At 63.4% G+C, this 16,119-nt stretch carries 14 protein-coding genes; 6 read left to right on the plus strand and 8 right to left on the minus strand.

Annotation, left to right across the window (positions count from 1 at the left end; all coding sequences use genetic code 11):
- Positions 1 to 299: 299 nt before the first annotated feature.
- Positions 300 to 1,175 carry an SMP-30/gluconolactonase/LRE family protein gene (locus FJ957_RS02670; protein ID WP_140828165.1) on the minus strand — a complete coding sequence of 292 codons (876 nt, stop codon included), beginning with the start codon at positions 1,173 to 1,175 and terminating at the stop codon, positions 300 to 302.
- Between the two features lie 189 nt (positions 1,176 to 1,364).
- On the opposite strand from FJ957_RS02670, the gene FJ957_RS02675 reads away from it, so the two are divergent.
- The gene (locus FJ957_RS02675) at positions 1,365 to 2,090 is read left to right on the plus strand and encodes a GntR family transcriptional regulator (protein ID WP_181180475.1); all 726 of its coding nucleotides are present in this window, start codon (positions 1,365 to 1,367) and stop codon (positions 2,088 to 2,090) included.
- A 21-nt stretch (positions 2,091 to 2,111) separates the two neighbouring features.
- Here the strand turns inward: FJ957_RS02675 and FJ957_RS02680 are convergent, their stop codons facing one another.
- The 3 genes from FJ957_RS02680 to FJ957_RS02690 all read right to left on the minus strand — a co-directional run bounded on the left by FJ957_RS02680 (position 2,112) and on the right by FJ957_RS02690 (position 5,144).
- Positions 2,112 to 2,936, minus strand: a complete 825-nt coding sequence (locus FJ957_RS02680; protein WP_140828168.1) for an SDR family oxidoreductase — start codon at positions 2,934 to 2,936, stop codon at positions 2,112 to 2,114.
- Between the two features lie 30 nt (positions 2,937 to 2,966).
- Complete coding sequence (locus FJ957_RS02685) at positions 2,967 to 4,271, minus strand: amino acid deaminase (protein ID WP_210243231.1); 1,305 nt, start codon at positions 4,269 to 4,271, stop codon at positions 2,967 to 2,969.
- A gap of 162 nt (positions 4,272 to 4,433) precedes the next feature.
- Positions 4,434 to 5,144, minus strand: coding sequence for a LuxR C-terminal-related transcriptional regulator (locus FJ957_RS02690; protein ID WP_140828170.1), 711 nt, complete (start codon positions 5,142 to 5,144; stop codon positions 4,434 to 4,436).
- A 239-nt stretch (positions 5,145 to 5,383) separates the two neighbouring features.
- Here FJ957_RS02690 and FJ957_RS02695 point away from each other — a divergent pair, with 239 nt between their 5' ends.
- The 5 genes from FJ957_RS02695 (at position 5,384) to FJ957_RS02710 (ending at position 11,096) form a co-directional block, all read left to right on the plus strand.
- Positions 5,384 to 6,466 carry a DUF3445 domain-containing protein gene (locus FJ957_RS02695; protein ID WP_246685755.1) on the plus strand — a complete coding sequence of 361 codons (1,083 nt, stop codon included), beginning with the start codon at positions 5,384 to 5,386 and terminating at the stop codon, positions 6,464 to 6,466.
- Positions 6,463 to 7,053, plus strand: a complete 591-nt coding sequence (locus tag FJ957_RS31735) for a dimethylamine monooxygenase subunit DmmA family protein (protein WP_181180476.1) — start codon at positions 6,463 to 6,465, stop codon at positions 7,051 to 7,053. Before FJ957_RS02695 ends, FJ957_RS31735 begins: the two co-directional genes overlap by 4 nt.
- Positions 7,053 to 8,063, plus strand: a complete 1,011-nt coding sequence (locus FJ957_RS02700; protein WP_181180477.1) for a PDR/VanB family oxidoreductase — start codon at positions 7,053 to 7,055, stop codon at positions 8,061 to 8,063. Before FJ957_RS31735 ends, FJ957_RS02700 begins: the two co-directional genes overlap by 1 nt.
- A gap of 232 nt (positions 8,064 to 8,295) precedes the next feature.
- A complete protein-coding gene (locus tag FJ957_RS02705) occupies positions 8,296 to 9,738 on the plus strand; it encodes an NAD-dependent succinate-semialdehyde dehydrogenase (RefSeq protein ID WP_140828177.1) in 1,443 nt (480 codons plus the stop codon).
- Positions 9,739 to 9,827: 89 nt separating this feature from the next.
- On the plus strand, positions 9,828 to 11,096 hold the full coding sequence (locus FJ957_RS02710; protein WP_140828184.1) for a four-carbon acid sugar kinase family protein: 1,269 nt from the start codon (positions 9,828 to 9,830) through the stop codon (positions 11,094 to 11,096).
- Positions 11,097 to 11,123: 27 nt separating this feature from the next.
- Here the strand turns inward: FJ957_RS02710 and FJ957_RS02715 are convergent, their stop codons facing one another.
- From FJ957_RS02715 to FJ957_RS02730, 4 genes are all read right to left on the minus strand, one after another.
- Positions 11,124 to 12,026, minus strand: a complete 903-nt coding sequence (locus FJ957_RS02715) for a DMT family transporter (RefSeq protein WP_140828190.1) — start codon at positions 12,024 to 12,026, stop codon at positions 11,124 to 11,126.
- 88 nt (positions 12,027 to 12,114) lie between these two features.
- Positions 12,115 to 13,494, minus strand: coding sequence for an aminotransferase (locus FJ957_RS02720; protein WP_140828192.1), 1,380 nt, complete (start codon positions 13,492 to 13,494; stop codon positions 12,115 to 12,117).
- Positions 13,495 to 13,622: 128 nt separating this feature from the next.
- Positions 13,623 to 14,780, minus strand: a complete 1,158-nt coding sequence (locus FJ957_RS02725; RefSeq protein ID WP_140828194.1) for an acyl-CoA dehydrogenase family protein — start codon at positions 14,778 to 14,780, stop codon at positions 13,623 to 13,625.
- 73 nt (positions 14,781 to 14,853) lie between these two features.
- Positions 14,854 to 16,116 (minus strand): acetoin dehydrogenase dihydrolipoyllysine-residue acetyltransferase subunit, encoded by a 1,263-nt coding sequence (locus FJ957_RS02730; RefSeq protein ID WP_140828196.1) that lies wholly within the window; start codon positions 16,114 to 16,116, stop codon positions 14,854 to 14,856.
- Positions 16,117 to 16,119: the final 3 nt, after the last annotated feature.

Below are 16,119 nucleotides of genomic sequence, written 5' to 3' on the forward strand. Positions count from 1 at the left end.
CACTCTCGAATCATGGCCGCATTCGTCGCCAGCTACGGACAGGCGGACGTGCTGGATGCGGGCTAGAGCAATTCCAGGAAAAGTGTGAGCGGTTTTCCGTCCGAAATTGCGCAAAAACAAAGGGATAGAGCGGTTCGCCGTTTCCGTGAAACGGTCAAACGCTCTAGACGACATCCTGGCCGCTGATCGCTGCGGGTCGAGCTTGGGACCCCATCACTGACTCGCGACACAGACACAATCTCTGACGCAATGCGCTGGAGCCAGATCGCTCCGTGCGAGCGAGTTTCTGGATAAGTCTCTCAACCGAAGACGCCTGTCGGGGTGCCGGCAACATCCATCTCTACCGAGATGAGCGTTCCCATCTCATATCTGCCCGGGCGATCCGTGCGAAGCGATGTGATGAAGAGTGTCTTCAGGTCGCCGCCGCCGAAGCAGGGCATGGTCGGCGCCGACATCGGCAGCGCGAACGTATCGGCTATCCGACCGTCGGGAGCGAATTTGGTGATCCGGCCAGCCGTTACCCCGGCGACCCAATAGTTTCCATCCACGTCCATGGCGGCGCCGTCCGGCAAACCGTCGCTTTCTGTGAATGTCGCCAGCCTTCGTTCTCCAGACAAATGGCCAGTTTCCGGGTCGAAGTCATAGGCCTGCACGTAGGCTCCGCGCGAGTCGGCATGATACAAGGTATTGCCGTCGGGACTCCAGGCCAGCCCGTTGGACACCTTCAGTCCCTTCACCACTCGGGTGCATTCCCCCGTCGACGTAACCCGGTATAGCGAGCCGGTCGGCTCGCGCGGCAGGCTGTCGTGCATCGAGCCCACCCAGAAGCATCCATCCGGCCCGACCTTCCCATCGTTCAGTCGGTTCATGTCCATGTCGGGCTCCGGGTGGACCAGGAATTCCAAAGTCCGCGATACAGGATCGAAAAGGTGGATGCCGGTCCGCAGCGCGGCCACCAGGCGGCCACCGCTGGCTAGGCCGATGCTGCCGACGGCGCACGGCATCGGGTAGCTCGTCAGACCGTTTGTCTCGGGATCGAGCGCGTAGATGCACGGCGCCAGGATGTCGACGAACCAGAGCAAGTTGCGGCCGGCATCCCAGACCGGACTCTCGCCGATGGCCAGATCGAGGTCTATGTGTTGCCTTAGGGCTCCTTGAAAGTCGATCGGTCTCATTCGTTGGTTTTCTCCACCCGACATCGAAGCGCAACAGGGCCTATATTGGTTCGTTTTGATGTAGCAAAATGTACCTCGATCATATCGGTTTTACCGTTCCGAGAATTTTGAAATAGTAGATGCCAGAACCATGCGAATGAACGTACGCAACCCGCGATGATCGCCAAGCGAGCCAAACAGCAGGCCCCCATGACCATCCAGGAAGCCGACGATAGCCTGGCGCTCAATCGGGACAGCCTCTCGGAGCGAATTTACGCACGACTGCGCTTGGCGCTGATGACGGGGCAGTATGAACCTGATTCCCGGCTGAACATTCGCAAACTGGCGCTGATGTACCGGACGTCGCCGACGCCTGTGCGCGAGGCCATCGGCCAGCTTGTCCGGGAAGGCGCGCTCGAACTGAAGCCGGGCTATCAGGCCCGGGTGCCGGTCATCTCCATCCCCAGATACATCGATATCCGCGAGACGCGCGCGCCGCTCGAACGGCTCGCGGCGGAACTGAGCGCCGTCAACATCACCACGGATGACATTCGCAGGCTCAAGGACCTGCACAGGGCGTTCGTCGAGGCTGAGGCCGCCGAACATTGGAAGGCCGCCCTGTCGGCGAACCAGGAATTCCATTTCACGATCTACCGGGCCTCGAACAACGACGTCCTGGTTCGGGTCATCGAGAACCTCTGGCTGCTCGCCGGCCCCTTCGTGACGCATCAATATCCGAGCATCCGACAGGCGTCGTCGGACGTGCACCCGCATCTGCTGATCATCGATGCGCTTTCGCGCCGCTCCCCCTCGGAAGCGGGCGAACTGGTGGTGAGGGATCTGCGGGAGGGCTCCTACCGGATCCTCGAACAACCCAAGCTCACCGAGGCAGGTTCGAGGAAGAAGTCGACGCGCCGCCAAAAGCTGGACGATTGAGAACCGGGCGCACCGACAATTTCAGGCGGATGTGCCGAAGGCGCGACGGGCTTTGAGCTTTTCCGCGCCGATAGCCTCGTTGCGCTCGTACATCTTCGCCAGCGCGCGTGGTTTGACGCCAATCTCGCGTACGAATCTGCCGCGCTCGGGCGGAATGTAGACCTCGGCCGGCTTTTTCGCGACGGCCTCGAGAATGGTCCGCCCGACATGCTCGGCGGCGACCGGACTGCCGGCGAAGGCAAGCGCCATGGCGTCGTCCTGAGCTTCCTGCTCCAGCATGGGTGTTTCGGTCGCCGTCGGATAGACGATCGTGAAGCGGACCGGACTGAGGCGCTCCTCGATGGCCAGCGCGTGGTGGAAGGCCCGCAGCGCGTGCTTCGACGCGGCGTAGCTCGCTATGCCAGGGAAGGGCAGGAAGGCCACCATGCTCGCGACCGTGACCAGATGGCCTGAACCCTGCGCCTTGAAGCGCGGCAACGCGGTCAGCATGCCGATGGCCGCGCCCATGAAATTTGTGTCGAGCGTGTGCCTGTGCTTCTCGATCGGCACATCGATCGCAAAGCCGGTGTGGACGATGGCCGCGTTGTTGATCAGCACGTCCAGCCGGCCGTGCTCAGTCCAGATCTGATCGAGCACCGCGTTCCAGTTCTCTTCCGATCGGATATCGAGGTGCCTGGCGGATGCATCCCTGCCAGTCTCGGCGGCCACCGCGCGGGCGCCGGCTTCGTTGATGTCGGCAAGGACGACTTTATGGCCGGCGCTCGCGGCGAGTCTTGCCGTTGCCGCTCCGATGCCGCTCGCGGCGCCGGTAACCAGTATGATCCTCGACCCTTGTTTCCTGCTCATCGCGATGCCTTTGTTCCAACGCCGGCGTTTTCAGAAATAGGTCCGGATCGATCCGGTCACCCGGTAGGACGGATCGACGAGGTGGATGACCCGCCATTTGTCGAAGGTCAGGCATGGGTGCGAGATGCCGAAGCCGATCAGGTCGCCGACGCGCAGCGGCGAACTGGCCGGCAGCGAAAGATGACAGTGCTGATCGTTCAGCCTGGTCACGACATGCCCCGCCGGCACCGGCTGAGGCACCGTCATGCCGCCATCCGGCCGGTACCAGCTCAGCGCCACCGGCAGGTCGTCATAGGAGATATCCCGCTTGCCGAAGCCGATGATTGCCTTCTCGACTTCGGGCCGCGACTGCACGTAGGCCCACACCTCGAGCGCGGGTTCCAGGCCGCCATGCGAGTCGGCGAGCGTGCTGTTGCGCTCGCGCATCGCGTCCATGGCGCGAACGTAGAGCACTGAATCGTGCGTGATGTAGCAGCCCGAGCGCAGCAGGATCCGCGTCTCGCGTCCGAGCCTGGCCGCCGACAGCCGCGTGGCGACAACGTCGAAGAAGGACGATCCTCCCGCCGAGAGCAGCACCGTGCCTTCGGCGAACAACTGCTGCGAAGCGCATCTTTCGGCAAGCTCGACCATCGAGCCAAGCAGGCTCTCTACCTGCGCCAGCGTTTCAGCGTTCGACGGCCCTCGAATGAGACCTTCGAAGCCTTCGATGCCGGCGAGCGCCAAAGTGCCTGACGCATGCACCGCCCGCGCAACGATGATCGCCTGCTCGACCGTGCGGCATCCGGTCCGTCCGCCGACATAGCCGAGTTCGACCAGGACTTTCATGGGACGGCCAAGCTCCGCTGCCCTGGCGGCCGAAGCCAGGGCTTCGACATTCGACAGATCGTCCACCAGACAGAAGAACTCGAAGGCCGGATCATTCGCCAGTTCGCGCGTGACGTAGTCGATCGCGCTTTTGCCTATCAACTGGTTGGCGAAGAAGATCCGCGAATATCCGAAGGCGCGCGCGACCTGGAGCTGATGCCCCGTAGCGACGGTGATGGCCCAGGCGCCGTCATCGAGCTGCATGTCGAAAAGCGCCGGGCACATTGTCGTCTTGCCGTGAGGGGCAAGGGCCACACCGCTGTCTCCGAGAAAGGATTTCATCCATTCGCGGTTATGGCGCAGCGCATCCTGTTTGATGACGGCTGCCGGGAGCGGAATGTCTTCCCGCAACAGGCTCCATCGCTGATCCGCGACCGTGTCAATCGCGACGTTCGAGATCGTTCCCGGGACGCCTTTGTCGAGTGGACTGAGAGGCGGGTGGGCGGCCTTCGCCACTGCCGAAACCATCATGTCGTCGATCCGGAAGCTGATTTTGATATATCATATTGCGAAATAGCCAAACGTTGCAAGTGGCCTTGAGGGGCCCCTACAGCCTTGACCACCGGCAACAGGTCGACGCTTCCGTTGGGGGTGAGACAATCTTGACGGGCCGATGCCTGCGGCTCGCAGTGGTTATCTCGCCATTTCGGCTTTGCGCATCTCGGCGACGAGCGATGTGCGGTTCCCGACATCGAGCTTTGCGAACAGGCTCTGGAGATGGGTCTTCACCGTGGGCAGGGAAATCGCCAGCTCTTCACCGATCTCGTGGTTGGTCAGGCCCTTGCCGACCAGGTCGGCGATCTCGAGTTCCCGCTTCGACAACAGGAATTCCCTTGCGAGCCTTCTTCTGGCCCGATCGCGCATCACCCTTGGATGCAGCGCGAGACTGGCCTCGACATAGCGCTGCATGCTCTGGGCCAGCTTCCAGGCTTCCGGCGAGACGCAATCGTGGTCATCCCTAGCCACAAGTCCCAGCCCGGCAACAGCGCGGTCCTCATGCCAGAAGACCATCTCCAAGGCGTCCTTGATCCCGCTGAGCGCCATATACGGTCGGTACAAGTCGAGAGCCTGGCTTTCGGCGCATGCGCGCTGCAAGGTCTGGGTGCGCGCCTGCCGGCTGATCATCCGCACGGGACTGCACGGGTCATGCGCGTAGAAGGTGGATTGATAGATGTTGAGCCGATCGAGGTCGACTGCTTCGCAGGCCGCTATCTGCATGCGCATACCGTCGTCGATCCAGTAGAAGATCGACGACGGTATGTGCGTCGCTTCCATGGCAAACTGAAGCAGTTCGACGATCGGCCTGGCCTCCTCGCCGTCCAAAACAAATTGGGTCGCGCTCATCCTGCGCCTCGACTGCAGCCGGTTTCCAAGCCGCGAGATTGCGTTCGATCGAAGGTCAAATCAACATCTTCCGCCGCGATCGCGTGCTTGGGGAAAATCATCCTTTCGGACGATTGACCTGGCGGACCTCCCCGATGCCAAGATGGGGCATTCCGGAGCGGCGGTATGCCGTGCCCAAGACTCACCCTTCTGCCGGAGAGAACCTGCGCCGATCGAGGCCATGCGGGGAGAATTTGAATTTGTCCATCACGCCACGAAGCGGCGACCTTGCGCCCAACGTTTTTCGCGGCGACATGACGTTCCGGAACTCGGACGCCGGCATTCTGCGCTTTCCCTTTCCGTTGGACACCGACCGCTTCGAGATGAAGGGGGTGGGCGTCGAGCCGCAAGATCGAAACGGGCCGACCGCGGCCTACAGATCGCTCTTCGATGTCGATGAGCATTACCTGGACGAGGTCGCCGAACGGGCATTCGTCCTCGACTACGACCGCTCCCGCTATCACGTGATGCCGCACATGGAAGAGGCGCAATGGGAAGCTGCGGACTACATCATGCGCGCGCTGGCGCGGGACTTCCCGGCGCATTTCTCCTATCGGCGCGAGGGCCGTGACTGCCGATGGGAGAACCGTCTGCTGGAGGAGCGGCGGGATTTCGTCCTTGGCCGCGCCGAGACGCTTCCCTGCGAGGCGTTCGAATACATCACCCGCCAGGCCCAGGGCGACTTCGTGCTCATGGATCAGCGCCAGGGCACGCTCTGGCTGGACGGCGGCATGGTGACCGCCTCATACGGGTGGTCGTTCGATTTCATCCTGGGAATGAACTGGCATGACTGGCATGGAACGCTGGTGGGAGCGGCGGCCGAGAGCCGGGTCATCGACCGGGCGCTGCGGATGACGATGATGCTGTCGGCCGAGGCGCCGCAAAGGCGGGTTACGTGGGTGCACGCCGTGCGGCCGCGTCTCGACAAGTCGTTGGAGAACAAGATCGTCTGGCAGCACGACATCGACGGCGTCACGGCGGAGACGGTGCCCGACGACGTCTTCGTGCGCAGCGAATTCCAGCAGCTCTATCGCCTGCCGCGCAGCAATGCGATCATCTTTGTCCTGCGCAACTATCTGCTGTCGTTGCGCGACGTGGCGCGGGTGCCGAAGTGGGCGGCGCGCCTGCACCGGGTGCTGCGCGATCTCGATCCCGGGCTTGCGCGGTTTTCCAACATCCACTTCCGGCGCGAATGCGTCGACTGGCTAGCGCGGTTCGATGACGGGCGCCCGCTTTCGCCCGGCGCCGGCCCCGATACCGACCGGCTGGAGCCGCGCCCTTGACCATCGGCATCGAGAGTTCGTCGAAACCCGTCTATGGCAGGCTGGCCTGGCGGGCCGCGCAGCAGCACGTCCTGATGGCGGACGAAGCCGGCCTCATCGCCATCGAGCGCCTTCTGGCAACGCCATGTCCGACCGGCGCCGGATCCATGCACATCCACATTCTGGGGCGCGGGAACCGGATCGGGTCCTTGTCGAACGCGCCGGAAACAGCGCTTGAACGGCATCCCGACGAAGCGGGCTTTTCCGCCACGCTCTCGGCTTGCATGGACGCGCTTGCGGCGGCGAGCCGGCTCTATGTCGCCGGTTCCGAAGCCTTCCTCTCGCTGGTGCGCCGGCTGGCGCGGGACCGGGGTCTTGGCGACGACATCATGCTTGCCGAACTGGCTGGCGCCGGCGCCCGCCGCGCTCAATGCGTGCATTGCAAGACGGTGTACGACGACATTGCCCACCGCGCCTTCGACTGCCCCCGCTGCAAGGTGACGCTGGTCGTTCGGGACCACTACTCGCGGCGTATCGGCGCCTATCAGGCCGTCGTTCTCCATCCCTCGGATCCCAACATGTCCGCCCTGCGGCAGGAGGCTCTCTGATGGATATCGCCGACAAGGGATTCCTGAGGCTGAAGCTGGCCCGTGTCGAGGCCGTCTCCCAGAATGTGAAAAGCTTCTTCCTCGAGCATCCGCACGGGCTCGATCTACCGACCTTTTCACCCGGGTCCCATCTTGTCCTGACGGTCGATATCGGTGGACGCGTCCGCCGCAACGCCTATTCGCTGACCAGCGATCCCGATGATCGCCATCACTACGCGATCTCGGTGCTGCATCAGCCTGACGGGCGAGGCGGGTCGCGGTTCCTCCACGAAAGCCTTCGCGCCGGGGACGAATTGACGGTCCGCCGGCCGTTGAATTTCTTCCCCGTGAATCGGCTGGCAAGGCGCCATCTGCTGATTGCCGGTGGCATCGGGATCACGCCGTTTCTGAGCATGGCGCGTGAGCTGGGCCGCATGGGCGCGGCCTTCGAACTGCATTATTCGGTCCGCTCGGCGGAAGATGCCCCCTTCGTTGCCATGCTCCGCGCCCGCTATGGCCCGAACGTGCATGTACATGACAGCGGGGCAGGCACGCGCCTCGATATCTCCGCGTTGCTCCGTGACCAACAGACCGGCACCCATGTCTATGTCTGCGGATCGCCGAGGATGATGGGCGCTGCGGTCGAGGCAGCCGGCGCGGTGGGCTGGCCGTCGTCATGTTTTCACTCGGAACGGTTCAAGGCGACGGCGGGGGGCGTACCGTTTTCGGTGCTGCTGCCCGGGAAGGAAGGGCGCGTCATCGAGGTTTCCTCCGACCAGTCGATGCTCGAAGCACTGGAGGATGCAGGCGTCGAGATCGATTCCATGTGCCGCGTCGGAGCTTGCGGCAAATGCCGGCTGAAGGTGCAGGGCTGCACCGGCAGGATCGTCCACAACGACCACGTTCTGGATGCAACGGAGCGGGCTGAAGGAACCGCCATGATGCCCTGCGTCTCGAGGGTCATGGGCGGCCAGGTGGCGGTCAAGGCTGACCCATGCGACGGCAATGCCAGGTGGGGTGACGGATCGTAATGTTCACGTGCGCTGTCCGCAGCCTTTCGGCGACGTTCAAAGTGCGAAAAAAATCGACTAAAACCGCTCGGCACCGTAGCGAACCAGGGCGAGATATTCTATCAGGGGCCAGCGTTGAATATCGTCTAATGAAGGCGCCTCCGATCGCGCGCGGAACGGGCAGATCCAGCTGACCGTGACGGGCAGGGGTGATCTGCAAGTGCGCAAGGACGGATGCAAGGAGATTGATGGAATGTCGTATCCCGAACATGTGCTGCTGCATATCGACGGCGAGTGGAAGCGGGCCGCGTCGGGCAAGACCTTGCCGATCATCAATCCCGCCAACGAGACGGTGCTGGGCAAGCTCGCCCACGCCGGGATCGCGGATCTGGACGAAGCGCTTGCCGCGGCGGAAAAGGGCTTCCAGCTCTGGAGCAGGACGTCGGCCTTCGAGCGCTACAAGCTGATGCGCGCGGCTGCCGTGATCGTGCGCGAGCGCGCCGAAACGATTGCCCGGATCATGACGGCGGAGCAGGGCAAGCCGCTGGCCGAGGCGAGGATGGAAACGCTCGCCGCCGCCGACCTGATCGACTGGTTCGCCGAGGAGGGGCGCCGCACCTACGGCCGTGTCATTCCGTCCCGCGCCGGGGGCGTCAGCCAGATCGAGGTCAAGGAACCGGTCGGTCCAGTGGCGGCCTTCACGCCTTGGAATTTTCCGCTCAACCAGGTCGTCAGGAAGCTGTCGGCAGCGCTTGCCACCGGATGCTCCATCATCGTCAAGGGGCCGGAGGAAACGCCGGCTTCCCCGGCGGAGCTCGTCAGGGCATTCGTCGATGCCGGCGTGCCGTCTGGCGTCGTCAACCTCGTCTATGGCGTCCCGGCCGAGATTTCCTCTTATCTCATTCCGCATCCGGTCATTAGGAAGATCTCGTTCACCGGCTCGACCGCCGTCGGCAAGCAGTTGGCGTCGCTCGCGGGGCAGCATATGAAGCGCTCGACGATGGAGCTCGGCGGCCATTCGCCGGTGATCGTCCTGCCGGACGCCGATGTCCAGCGTGCCGCCAAGGTCATGGCGGGGTCCAAGTTCCGCAATGCCGGCCAGGTTTGCGTGTCGCCGACGCGCTTCCTTGTCGACCAGAGCGTCTACGACGAGTTCGTCGAGGTCTTCACGACGACGACCAAGGCGATCAATGTCGGCGACGGACTCGCCGAAGGCACGACGATGGGCCCGCTGGTCAGCGAGCGGCGCGTCGAGGCGGTGGGTGCTCTCGTGCAGGAGGCCGTGCAGGCCGGCGCTGAGGTGATGACCGGCGGCAAGCGCATGGGCAATGCCGGCTATTTCTTCGAGCCGACCGTTCTTTCGCGGGTTCCGAAAACCGCCCGGATCATGAACGAGGAGCCGTTCGGACCTGTCGCCTTGATGGTGCCGGTCGATGGTTTGGACGAGGCGATCGAGGAAGCCAATCGGCTCAACTACGGCTTGGCGGCCTATGCCTTCACGCGTTCGGCCGACAGCGCCGCCAGGATGAGCGGCCGCGTTCGCTCGGGCATGCTTTCGATCAACCATCTCGGCCTGGCCCTGCCGGAGGTTCCTTTCGGCGGGATCAACGATTCAGGCTACGGCACCGAAGGCGGCGCCGACGCGCTGGAGCCTTATCTCAACACCAAATTCGTCAGCCACCTGCAGGTCGAGTGACGGCATCGCGGAACTCGGCGCAGAGCCGGAGCAATTCGGCCGCGGGTGAGGCAAGTCAATGACGTGGCTCGGGAGGAGCTAGCGGTCGCATGAGTGTCAGGTTAGCCGTCATTGCCGACGATTTCACCGGCGGTCTGTTCGTTGCCAGCAACCTCGAAAAGATCGGCATTCCCGCCCTCTATGTCTGCGACCCGGATATCCTGCCGTCGATCGGCAACCAGGATGTCGTGGTGATCGCCACGCGCCTGCGCTTCATGCCGCCGGCCGAGGCGGTAGCCATGCTGGATTCGTTGACGACGGCTCTCGACGCCATCGGCACCGAGTATATTTTCTACAAATATTGCTCCACATTCGATTCCACCGACGAAGGCAATATCGGTCCCTGCGCCGACTTCCTAGTCAAGAAGTACGACCAGCCGCGCCTGATTTTCGGCCCCGGCTATCCCGACCTTCGCACCTACGTGCATGAAGGCTACATGTTCTACAAGGATCGCCTGATCTCGGAATCGATCAAGCGCTTCGATCCGATCACGCCGATGAACGACCCGGATATGCCGAGGGTGCTGCAGCGCCAGACCGCCGAGAAAGTCGGGCTGCTGCCGCATCGTGTCCTGCATCGCGGCTCGGCCTTCGCGCATGACTATGTGCGGGACCAACAGGACAAGGGCGTGCGCTACTTCCTCATGGACTGCGTCGACAATGACGATGTGGCGGTTGGGGCGACAATCTTCCGGCGCGACCGCGTCACCAGCGGCGCGGATGCCTTGGCGATCGAACTGGCTTTGCAGTGGGAAAAGGAAGGCGTCCGGCGCGCTCCGCAAGACCGGCCGAGGCCGGTCCGCGGGCAGGGCGGGGAGGCGGTTCTGGTGGGAAGTTGCAGCGAGGTCACGCTGCGGCAGCGCGATCACTTCGCGCTTTCAAACCCGGTTCTCGACATCGACATCCGGGAGGACGAGCGCGATGTCCTGACGGAGAGATCCTTGAAGTGGGCGCAGACGCAGCTCGATGCCGGACGAGCGATCGGATTTTCCGTCGCCGGCGATCCGGATGCCGTCACGCGGGCGCAGTCGATGTTCGGCGTCATGGGAGCGGCTCGCAAGGCCGAAGCGATCCTGGCCGGCATCGCCAGGGGACTGGCTGACAAGGGTGTTCGCAAATTGGTCGTGTCGGGAGGCGAATCCTCCGGTGCGATCGTCCAGGCGCTGGGCATTCAAAGCATGCAGGTACTCCCCTTCGACGAGCTCGGCGCCGGCTCCTGCATCTCGCATGACGACAGGCGTATTTCGCTGTTCCTCAAGCCCGGAAAGATCGGCGCCGAGGATGTCTTTTCCGCGGCGCTGGACAAGATGAGGACGTGAGCGAAGGCCGCTATCGACCAGCCTTCCTCAGCGTATGCCGGGCGGGTTTGCGGGCTTGATCCGGCGTATGCGCTCGCGCAGGACCGTCAGCAAGCCCGCGCTGGCGATGATCCCCACTCCGATCACCGCCAGCAGATCGGGATATTCGTGGAAGACGATGATACCGAACAGCATCGCCCAGCCAAGCTGCGAATAGGCGACCGGCGCGATCTGTGTCGCGTTGCCGTGGCGCGCCGCACTCACGAACGCCCACTGGCCGAGACCCACGCACAGGCCCGACAGCGCCATCAGCACCAGATCGTTCAAGGCAGGGGCCGTGAAACCATGAAGCACCATGCCGATGCCGTTGACCGAGACGAGGTAGAGGAACAACGTTCCCAGGATGCTTGTCTTCTTGGCGGCGGAGCCGAGGCCTCGCATGATGATGATCGACGTGCCGGTGGAAAGCCCGGCCACCACCGCGCCGAAATGTCCGAGCTGAAACGCCTGGAAGCCGGGCTTGACCGCCAGCAGGACGCCCACAAATCCGAGCAGCACGGCGAACCAGCGCCATAGCCCGACCTGTTCCTTCAGGATCAGGACGGACATGACGGTCACGAAGAATGGGGCGAGGAAGATGAGCGAGTACGCGTCGACGAGCGGAATCGTCGTGAAGGCATAGATCGCGCAAAGGCTGGACAGCACGCCGCATATGGCGCGCAAGTGGATGGGCCACGGACGGCTCATTTTCCAGAACTCGACCCAGCGCTCGTTCTCATGGCGTGTGGCCAGGAGGACTACCGAAGCGAAGGCGTTCTCGAAGAAGCCGATCTCGAAAACGCTCAAAGGCCCATGCAGGGCCTTGGTGAAAGCGTCCGACGTCGAGAAGCACGCATAGGCCGCGAAGGCGCAGACATAGACGTTGGTGAAGGGAGATTGCCGGGCTGGCATCGGCTGCGCCTGCGTTTTTCGTTGTTTGCCGGCCGTCGCTGTGACGACCGGAGTGCGGGAGCTGTCGGCGCGCCTCGCTCCCGTTTTCTCAGATCGACTTTGCCTGAATGGCCTTCTCGGTTTCCCGCAGTGCCTTCTCCATCTTGGAGCCGATCTCCTCCACGTCACGCTCGTCGATGATCAAAGGCGGGCAGAAGCCGACCGTGTCGCGCATCGCACGAACCACCAGGCCATGCTCATAGGCGCTGGCGGCAAGGCGGGCGCCAACCTGGCGCGCCGGCGCGAAAGGCGAGCCGGTTGCCGGGTCTTCGACGAGCTCGACCCCACACATGAGCCCGACGCCGCGAAGGTTTCCGACGATGGGTGAGTCCTTCGTCACATCGGCGAGCGTCTGATGGAGAAGCGCGCCCATCTTGCGGACATGGGCGACGATATCGAGTTCTTCGTAGATCGCGATCGTCTCCGCCGCGACGGCCGCGCCAACGGGATGAGCCGCATTGGTGAAGCCGTGGCCGAACGAGGTGCCGCCTTCATTGTAGCGCTCGACCGCCTCGAGGATCTTCGGCGACACGATCACGGCCGCGAGCGGGAAGTAGGAAGAGGTGATGCCCTTGGCGAGCGACATCATGTCGGGCGCCATTCCGACCGTCTCGCGCCCGAACCAGTTGCCGGTGCGGCCGAAACCGCAGACCACCTCGTCGTCGAGGCACAGGATATCGTATTTCGCCAGCATCTTCTGGACGGCCTCGAAATAACCGTTGGGCGGCGGGATGATGCCGCCGCCGGCAATGATCGGCTCGGCGATGAAGGCGGCGATCGTGTCCGGACCCTCCCGCAGGATCATGCGCTCGAGCTCGGCTGCCAGGCGGGCGACGAAATCGGCCTCGCTTTCGCCGGGCAGCTTGACTCGATAGGTGCTGGGGCAAAGCGTGTGGATGAAGCCAGGCAGCGGAAGTCCGAACTCCCGGTGCATCATCTCCAGCCCGCACATGGATCCCGCCACGATGGTCGATCCGTGGAAGGCACGGTCGCGAGCAATGACCTTGCGCTTGGTCGGCTTGCCGCGCGAGGCATGGTAGAGCCAGGCCAGCTTCACCATGGTTTCGTTGGCTTCGGAACCAGAGGTCACGAAGAAGGCCTTGCCGCCCGGCATGCCGGTCAAGTCAACCAGCTTCTTGCTCAGCGTTGCCGCCTGCGGGTTCGTGCGCCCGTAGAAGCTGTGGTAGTAGCCGAGCTCTTCATATTGTTTCGCGGCCGCACGCCCGAGGCGCTCGTTGTTGAAACCCAGCGACGCGCACCAGAGTCCCGCCATGGCGTCGATATAGCGTTTGCCGTTTTCGTCGATGACATGCGCGCCGTCGCCCTTGACGACGATATAGGCGCCCTCGCGCGACAGGGCCTGCGGATTGGTCTGGGAATGCAGATGGTAGGCGAGGTCGGTCGCGTTGATTTCGGAATGCGCTTTCACGGCGGGCTCGTCGCTTGATTGGGGAAATTATGAGTCGATGATAGTGAAAAAAATTCGATTATCAACGATCGGTTAGGTGCACAGGGCGTCATTCGTAGAAGCCAGCACAGCGGCTTTGGCCGCGCCGGCTAGGCCGCGGCAGCTTCCTTCATCATGTTCCTCGCGATCAGGATCTGCTGGATCTGGGTCGTCCCCTCGTAGATGCGGAACAGGCGGACATCGCGGTAGGCCCGTTCGATGCCATATTCTTCCATGTATCCGGCGCCGCCATGGATCTGTACCGCCCGGTCGGCGACGCGGCCGACCATTTCGCTGGCAAACATCTTGCAGCAGGCGGCCTCGGTGGAGACATTTTCGCCGCGATCCTTCGATCGCGCCGTTTCGAGCACCATGCAGCGGGCGGCATAAGCCTCGGCCCGGCTGTCCGCCAGCATCGCTTGTATCAGCTGGAACTCGGCGATCGGCTGTCCGAACTGCTTGCGCTGCATGGCATAGGTCAGGCTGTCCTGGATGAGCCGTTCGGCCATGCCGACGCAGAAGGCCGAAATATGCAGCCGCCCCCTGTCCAGAACCTTCATCGCGGTCCGGAAGCCCTGGCCCTCCTTGCCGCCCAGGACGGCTGTGGCCGGCACGCGGCAATCCTCGAAAATCACGTCGCAGGTATGCGAGCCGGCCTGTCCCATCTTCTTGTCGATCTTGCCGAACGACAGGCCGGGTACTCCTCGCTCGACCAGGAACGCGGTAACCGCGCCGCCGGGTTTTTGAGTGGTGTCAGTGCGGGCGAACACAGTGAAGAGATCCGCATATGGCGCGTTGGTAATGAAGCGTTTGGTGCCGTTGAGGACATATTCGTCCCCGTCGCGGCGGGCCGTCATGCGCAACGAGCCGGCGTCGGAGCCGGCCTCCGGCTCGGTGAGCGCGAAGGAGCTGATCAGTTCTCCCGTCGCCAATCTCGGCAGGTATGACGACTTCTGGACGTCCGTGCCGTCCATCACAAGGCCCTGGGAGCCGATGCCGTTGTTGGTGCCGAACACCGACCGGAACGCCGGAGACGTCCGTCCAAGCTCGAAGGTGATGCGGACCTCTTCCTCCATGTCGAGGCCGAGGCCGCCATACTGCTGCGGTATCGACAGCCCGAACAACCCGAGCTCGCGCATCTCCTGCTTGATCTCGGCCGGCATGCTGTCCGTGCGGGCGATGTCGGCTTCGCGCGGAACCAGGCGCTCCCTCACGAAGCGCCGCACCGTCTCGCGCAACTGGTCGAAGAGGTCTGCTTCAAGGGCCATCGGGTCGTCTCACAATTGTCGGTCCGCAGTAAGCCGGACTTCGTCTCAAGCTTCGTCTTCCCGAAGAGGCCACTCAACGGTCGGAGCGACCCAAGGCCAGCATCTCGTTGACGATCGAGAGCGTGAGCTCCGGCTGCTCCAGATACGGCATGTGACCGCATTGCTGGAAAGCATGGAGACCGACGCGGCCGGGAAGCGAATGGCAATGGGCAAACGGAATGATCCTGTCTTTCATGCCGGCGATGATGCGGACCGGGATACGCAGCCGTTCGAGGTCGGGCCGGATCGAGAAGGTCTGCGTGCCGTCGCAGAAATAGCGCTCTGCCAGGCTGGCCAACGCGCCGGACAATTCGTCGTCCTTGCGCTGATCCACCACGCTGCGCACGAAGGCCTCGGAGATCAGGCTGGGATCGAACACCAGCTCATGCAGCCAGGGCAGGATGCTGGAAGGCTGCTTGGCCGCGACGAAGCCCTTGATGAACTGATCGCGGATTTCCGGGCCGAGCCCCGCCGGCGATATCAGCAGCAGTGCGTTGACCCGGACGAACCCGCGGCTGGCGAGCTTTGCGGCCACCGCGGCGCCGAAGGAGTGGGCGACGAAGGTCGCCTCATCGACGCCTTCGGCCGCCATGCGTTGCTCGACCATGACGCAGATCGCGTCGAGATCAGCCGGAACGGTCCTCGACGATCGTCCGTGGCCAGGCAGATCGACGGCCAGCATCCGCGCCCTTGGCCGCCCGGCGGCGAGCAGCCCGCGCCAGGCATTGTGGTCGGACGCAAAGCCATGCAGGGCGACGAGCGTGCCGGGGCCGTCCTTCTGCAACCAAACGGCATTGAGGGGCGAATCGCCGGCAACCGGAGACGGTTTCGGGGCGGCCGTCGGCAGATGGATGACGTCACGCTTTTGAATGCGTCCCTTCGGTCCCGAGCCACGAACGTTGCGCAAGTCGATCTGCTGCTGCTCGGCGATGCGTCTGGCCAGCGGCGTCGCAATGATGCGCGCTGAAGAGCTTTGCTGCGCCGGCTGGCTCTTGCCGTTGGCGGCAACGGTCATCGGCGCCGCTTTGGCGACCGGCTTGGCTGCGGCCTCGGGCTGCTCGCCGCTTTGCAGGATATGCGCGACGACCTCGCCAACCTGGACGTCTTCGCCGGCATTGCGGACATATGAGATAGTTCCGGATGCCGGGGCCTCTACCTCGACCGCCGCCTTGTCGTTGTCGATCTCGAAAAGGGCCTCGCCCTGGCTTACCGTCGCGCCATCTTCCTTCAGCCAGCGCGAAATCGTGCCGGCGTCCGTCTCTAGGCTGACTTTCGGAAAGATGACGGCAGTCGCCATGAA

Origin of the sequence: Mesorhizobium sp. B2-4-6 (genome assembly GCF_006442775.1) — a bacterium.
GTDB lineage: Bacteria > Pseudomonadota > Alphaproteobacteria > Rhizobiales > Rhizobiaceae > Mesorhizobium.

Coding starts and splice junctions, on each gene's coding strand:
- FJ957_RS02700 (WP_181180477.1), top strand. CDS start 7,053: ATGGATATCGCCGACAAGGGATTCCTGAGGCTGAAGCTGGCCCGTGTC.
- FJ957_RS02715 (WP_140828190.1), bottom strand. CDS start 12,026: ATGCCAGCCCGGCAATCTCCCTTCACCAACGTCTATGTCTGCGCCTTC.
- FJ957_RS02710 (WP_140828184.1), top strand. CDS start 9,828: ATGAGTGTCAGGTTAGCCGTCATTGCCGACGATTTCACCGGCGGTCTG.
- FJ957_RS02690 (WP_140828170.1), bottom strand. CDS start 5,144: ATGAGCGCGACCCAATTTGTTTTGGACGGCGAGGAGGCCAGGCCGATC.
- FJ957_RS02730 (WP_140828196.1), bottom strand. CDS start 16,116: ATGGCGACTGCCGTCATCTTTCCGAAAGTCAGCCTAGAGACGGACGCC.
- FJ957_RS02725 (WP_140828194.1), bottom strand. CDS start 14,780: ATGGCCCTTGAAGCAGACCTCTTCGACCAGTTGCGCGAGACGGTGCGG.
- FJ957_RS02705 (WP_140828177.1), top strand. CDS start 8,296: ATGTCGTATCCCGAACATGTGCTGCTGCATATCGACGGCGAGTGGAAG.
- FJ957_RS02675 (WP_181180475.1), top strand. CDS start 1,365: ATGACCATCCAGGAAGCCGACGATAGCCTGGCGCTCAATCGGGACAGC.
- FJ957_RS02670 (WP_140828165.1), bottom strand. CDS start 1,175: ATGAGACCGATCGACTTTCAAGGAGCCCTAAGGCAACACATAGACCTC.
- FJ957_RS02680 (WP_140828168.1), bottom strand. CDS start 2,936: ATGAGCAGGAAACAAGGGTCGAGGATCATACTGGTTACCGGCGCCGCG.
- FJ957_RS02685 (WP_210243231.1), bottom strand. CDS start 4,271: ATGATGGTTTCGGCAGTGGCGAAGGCCGCCCACCCGCCTCTCAGTCCA.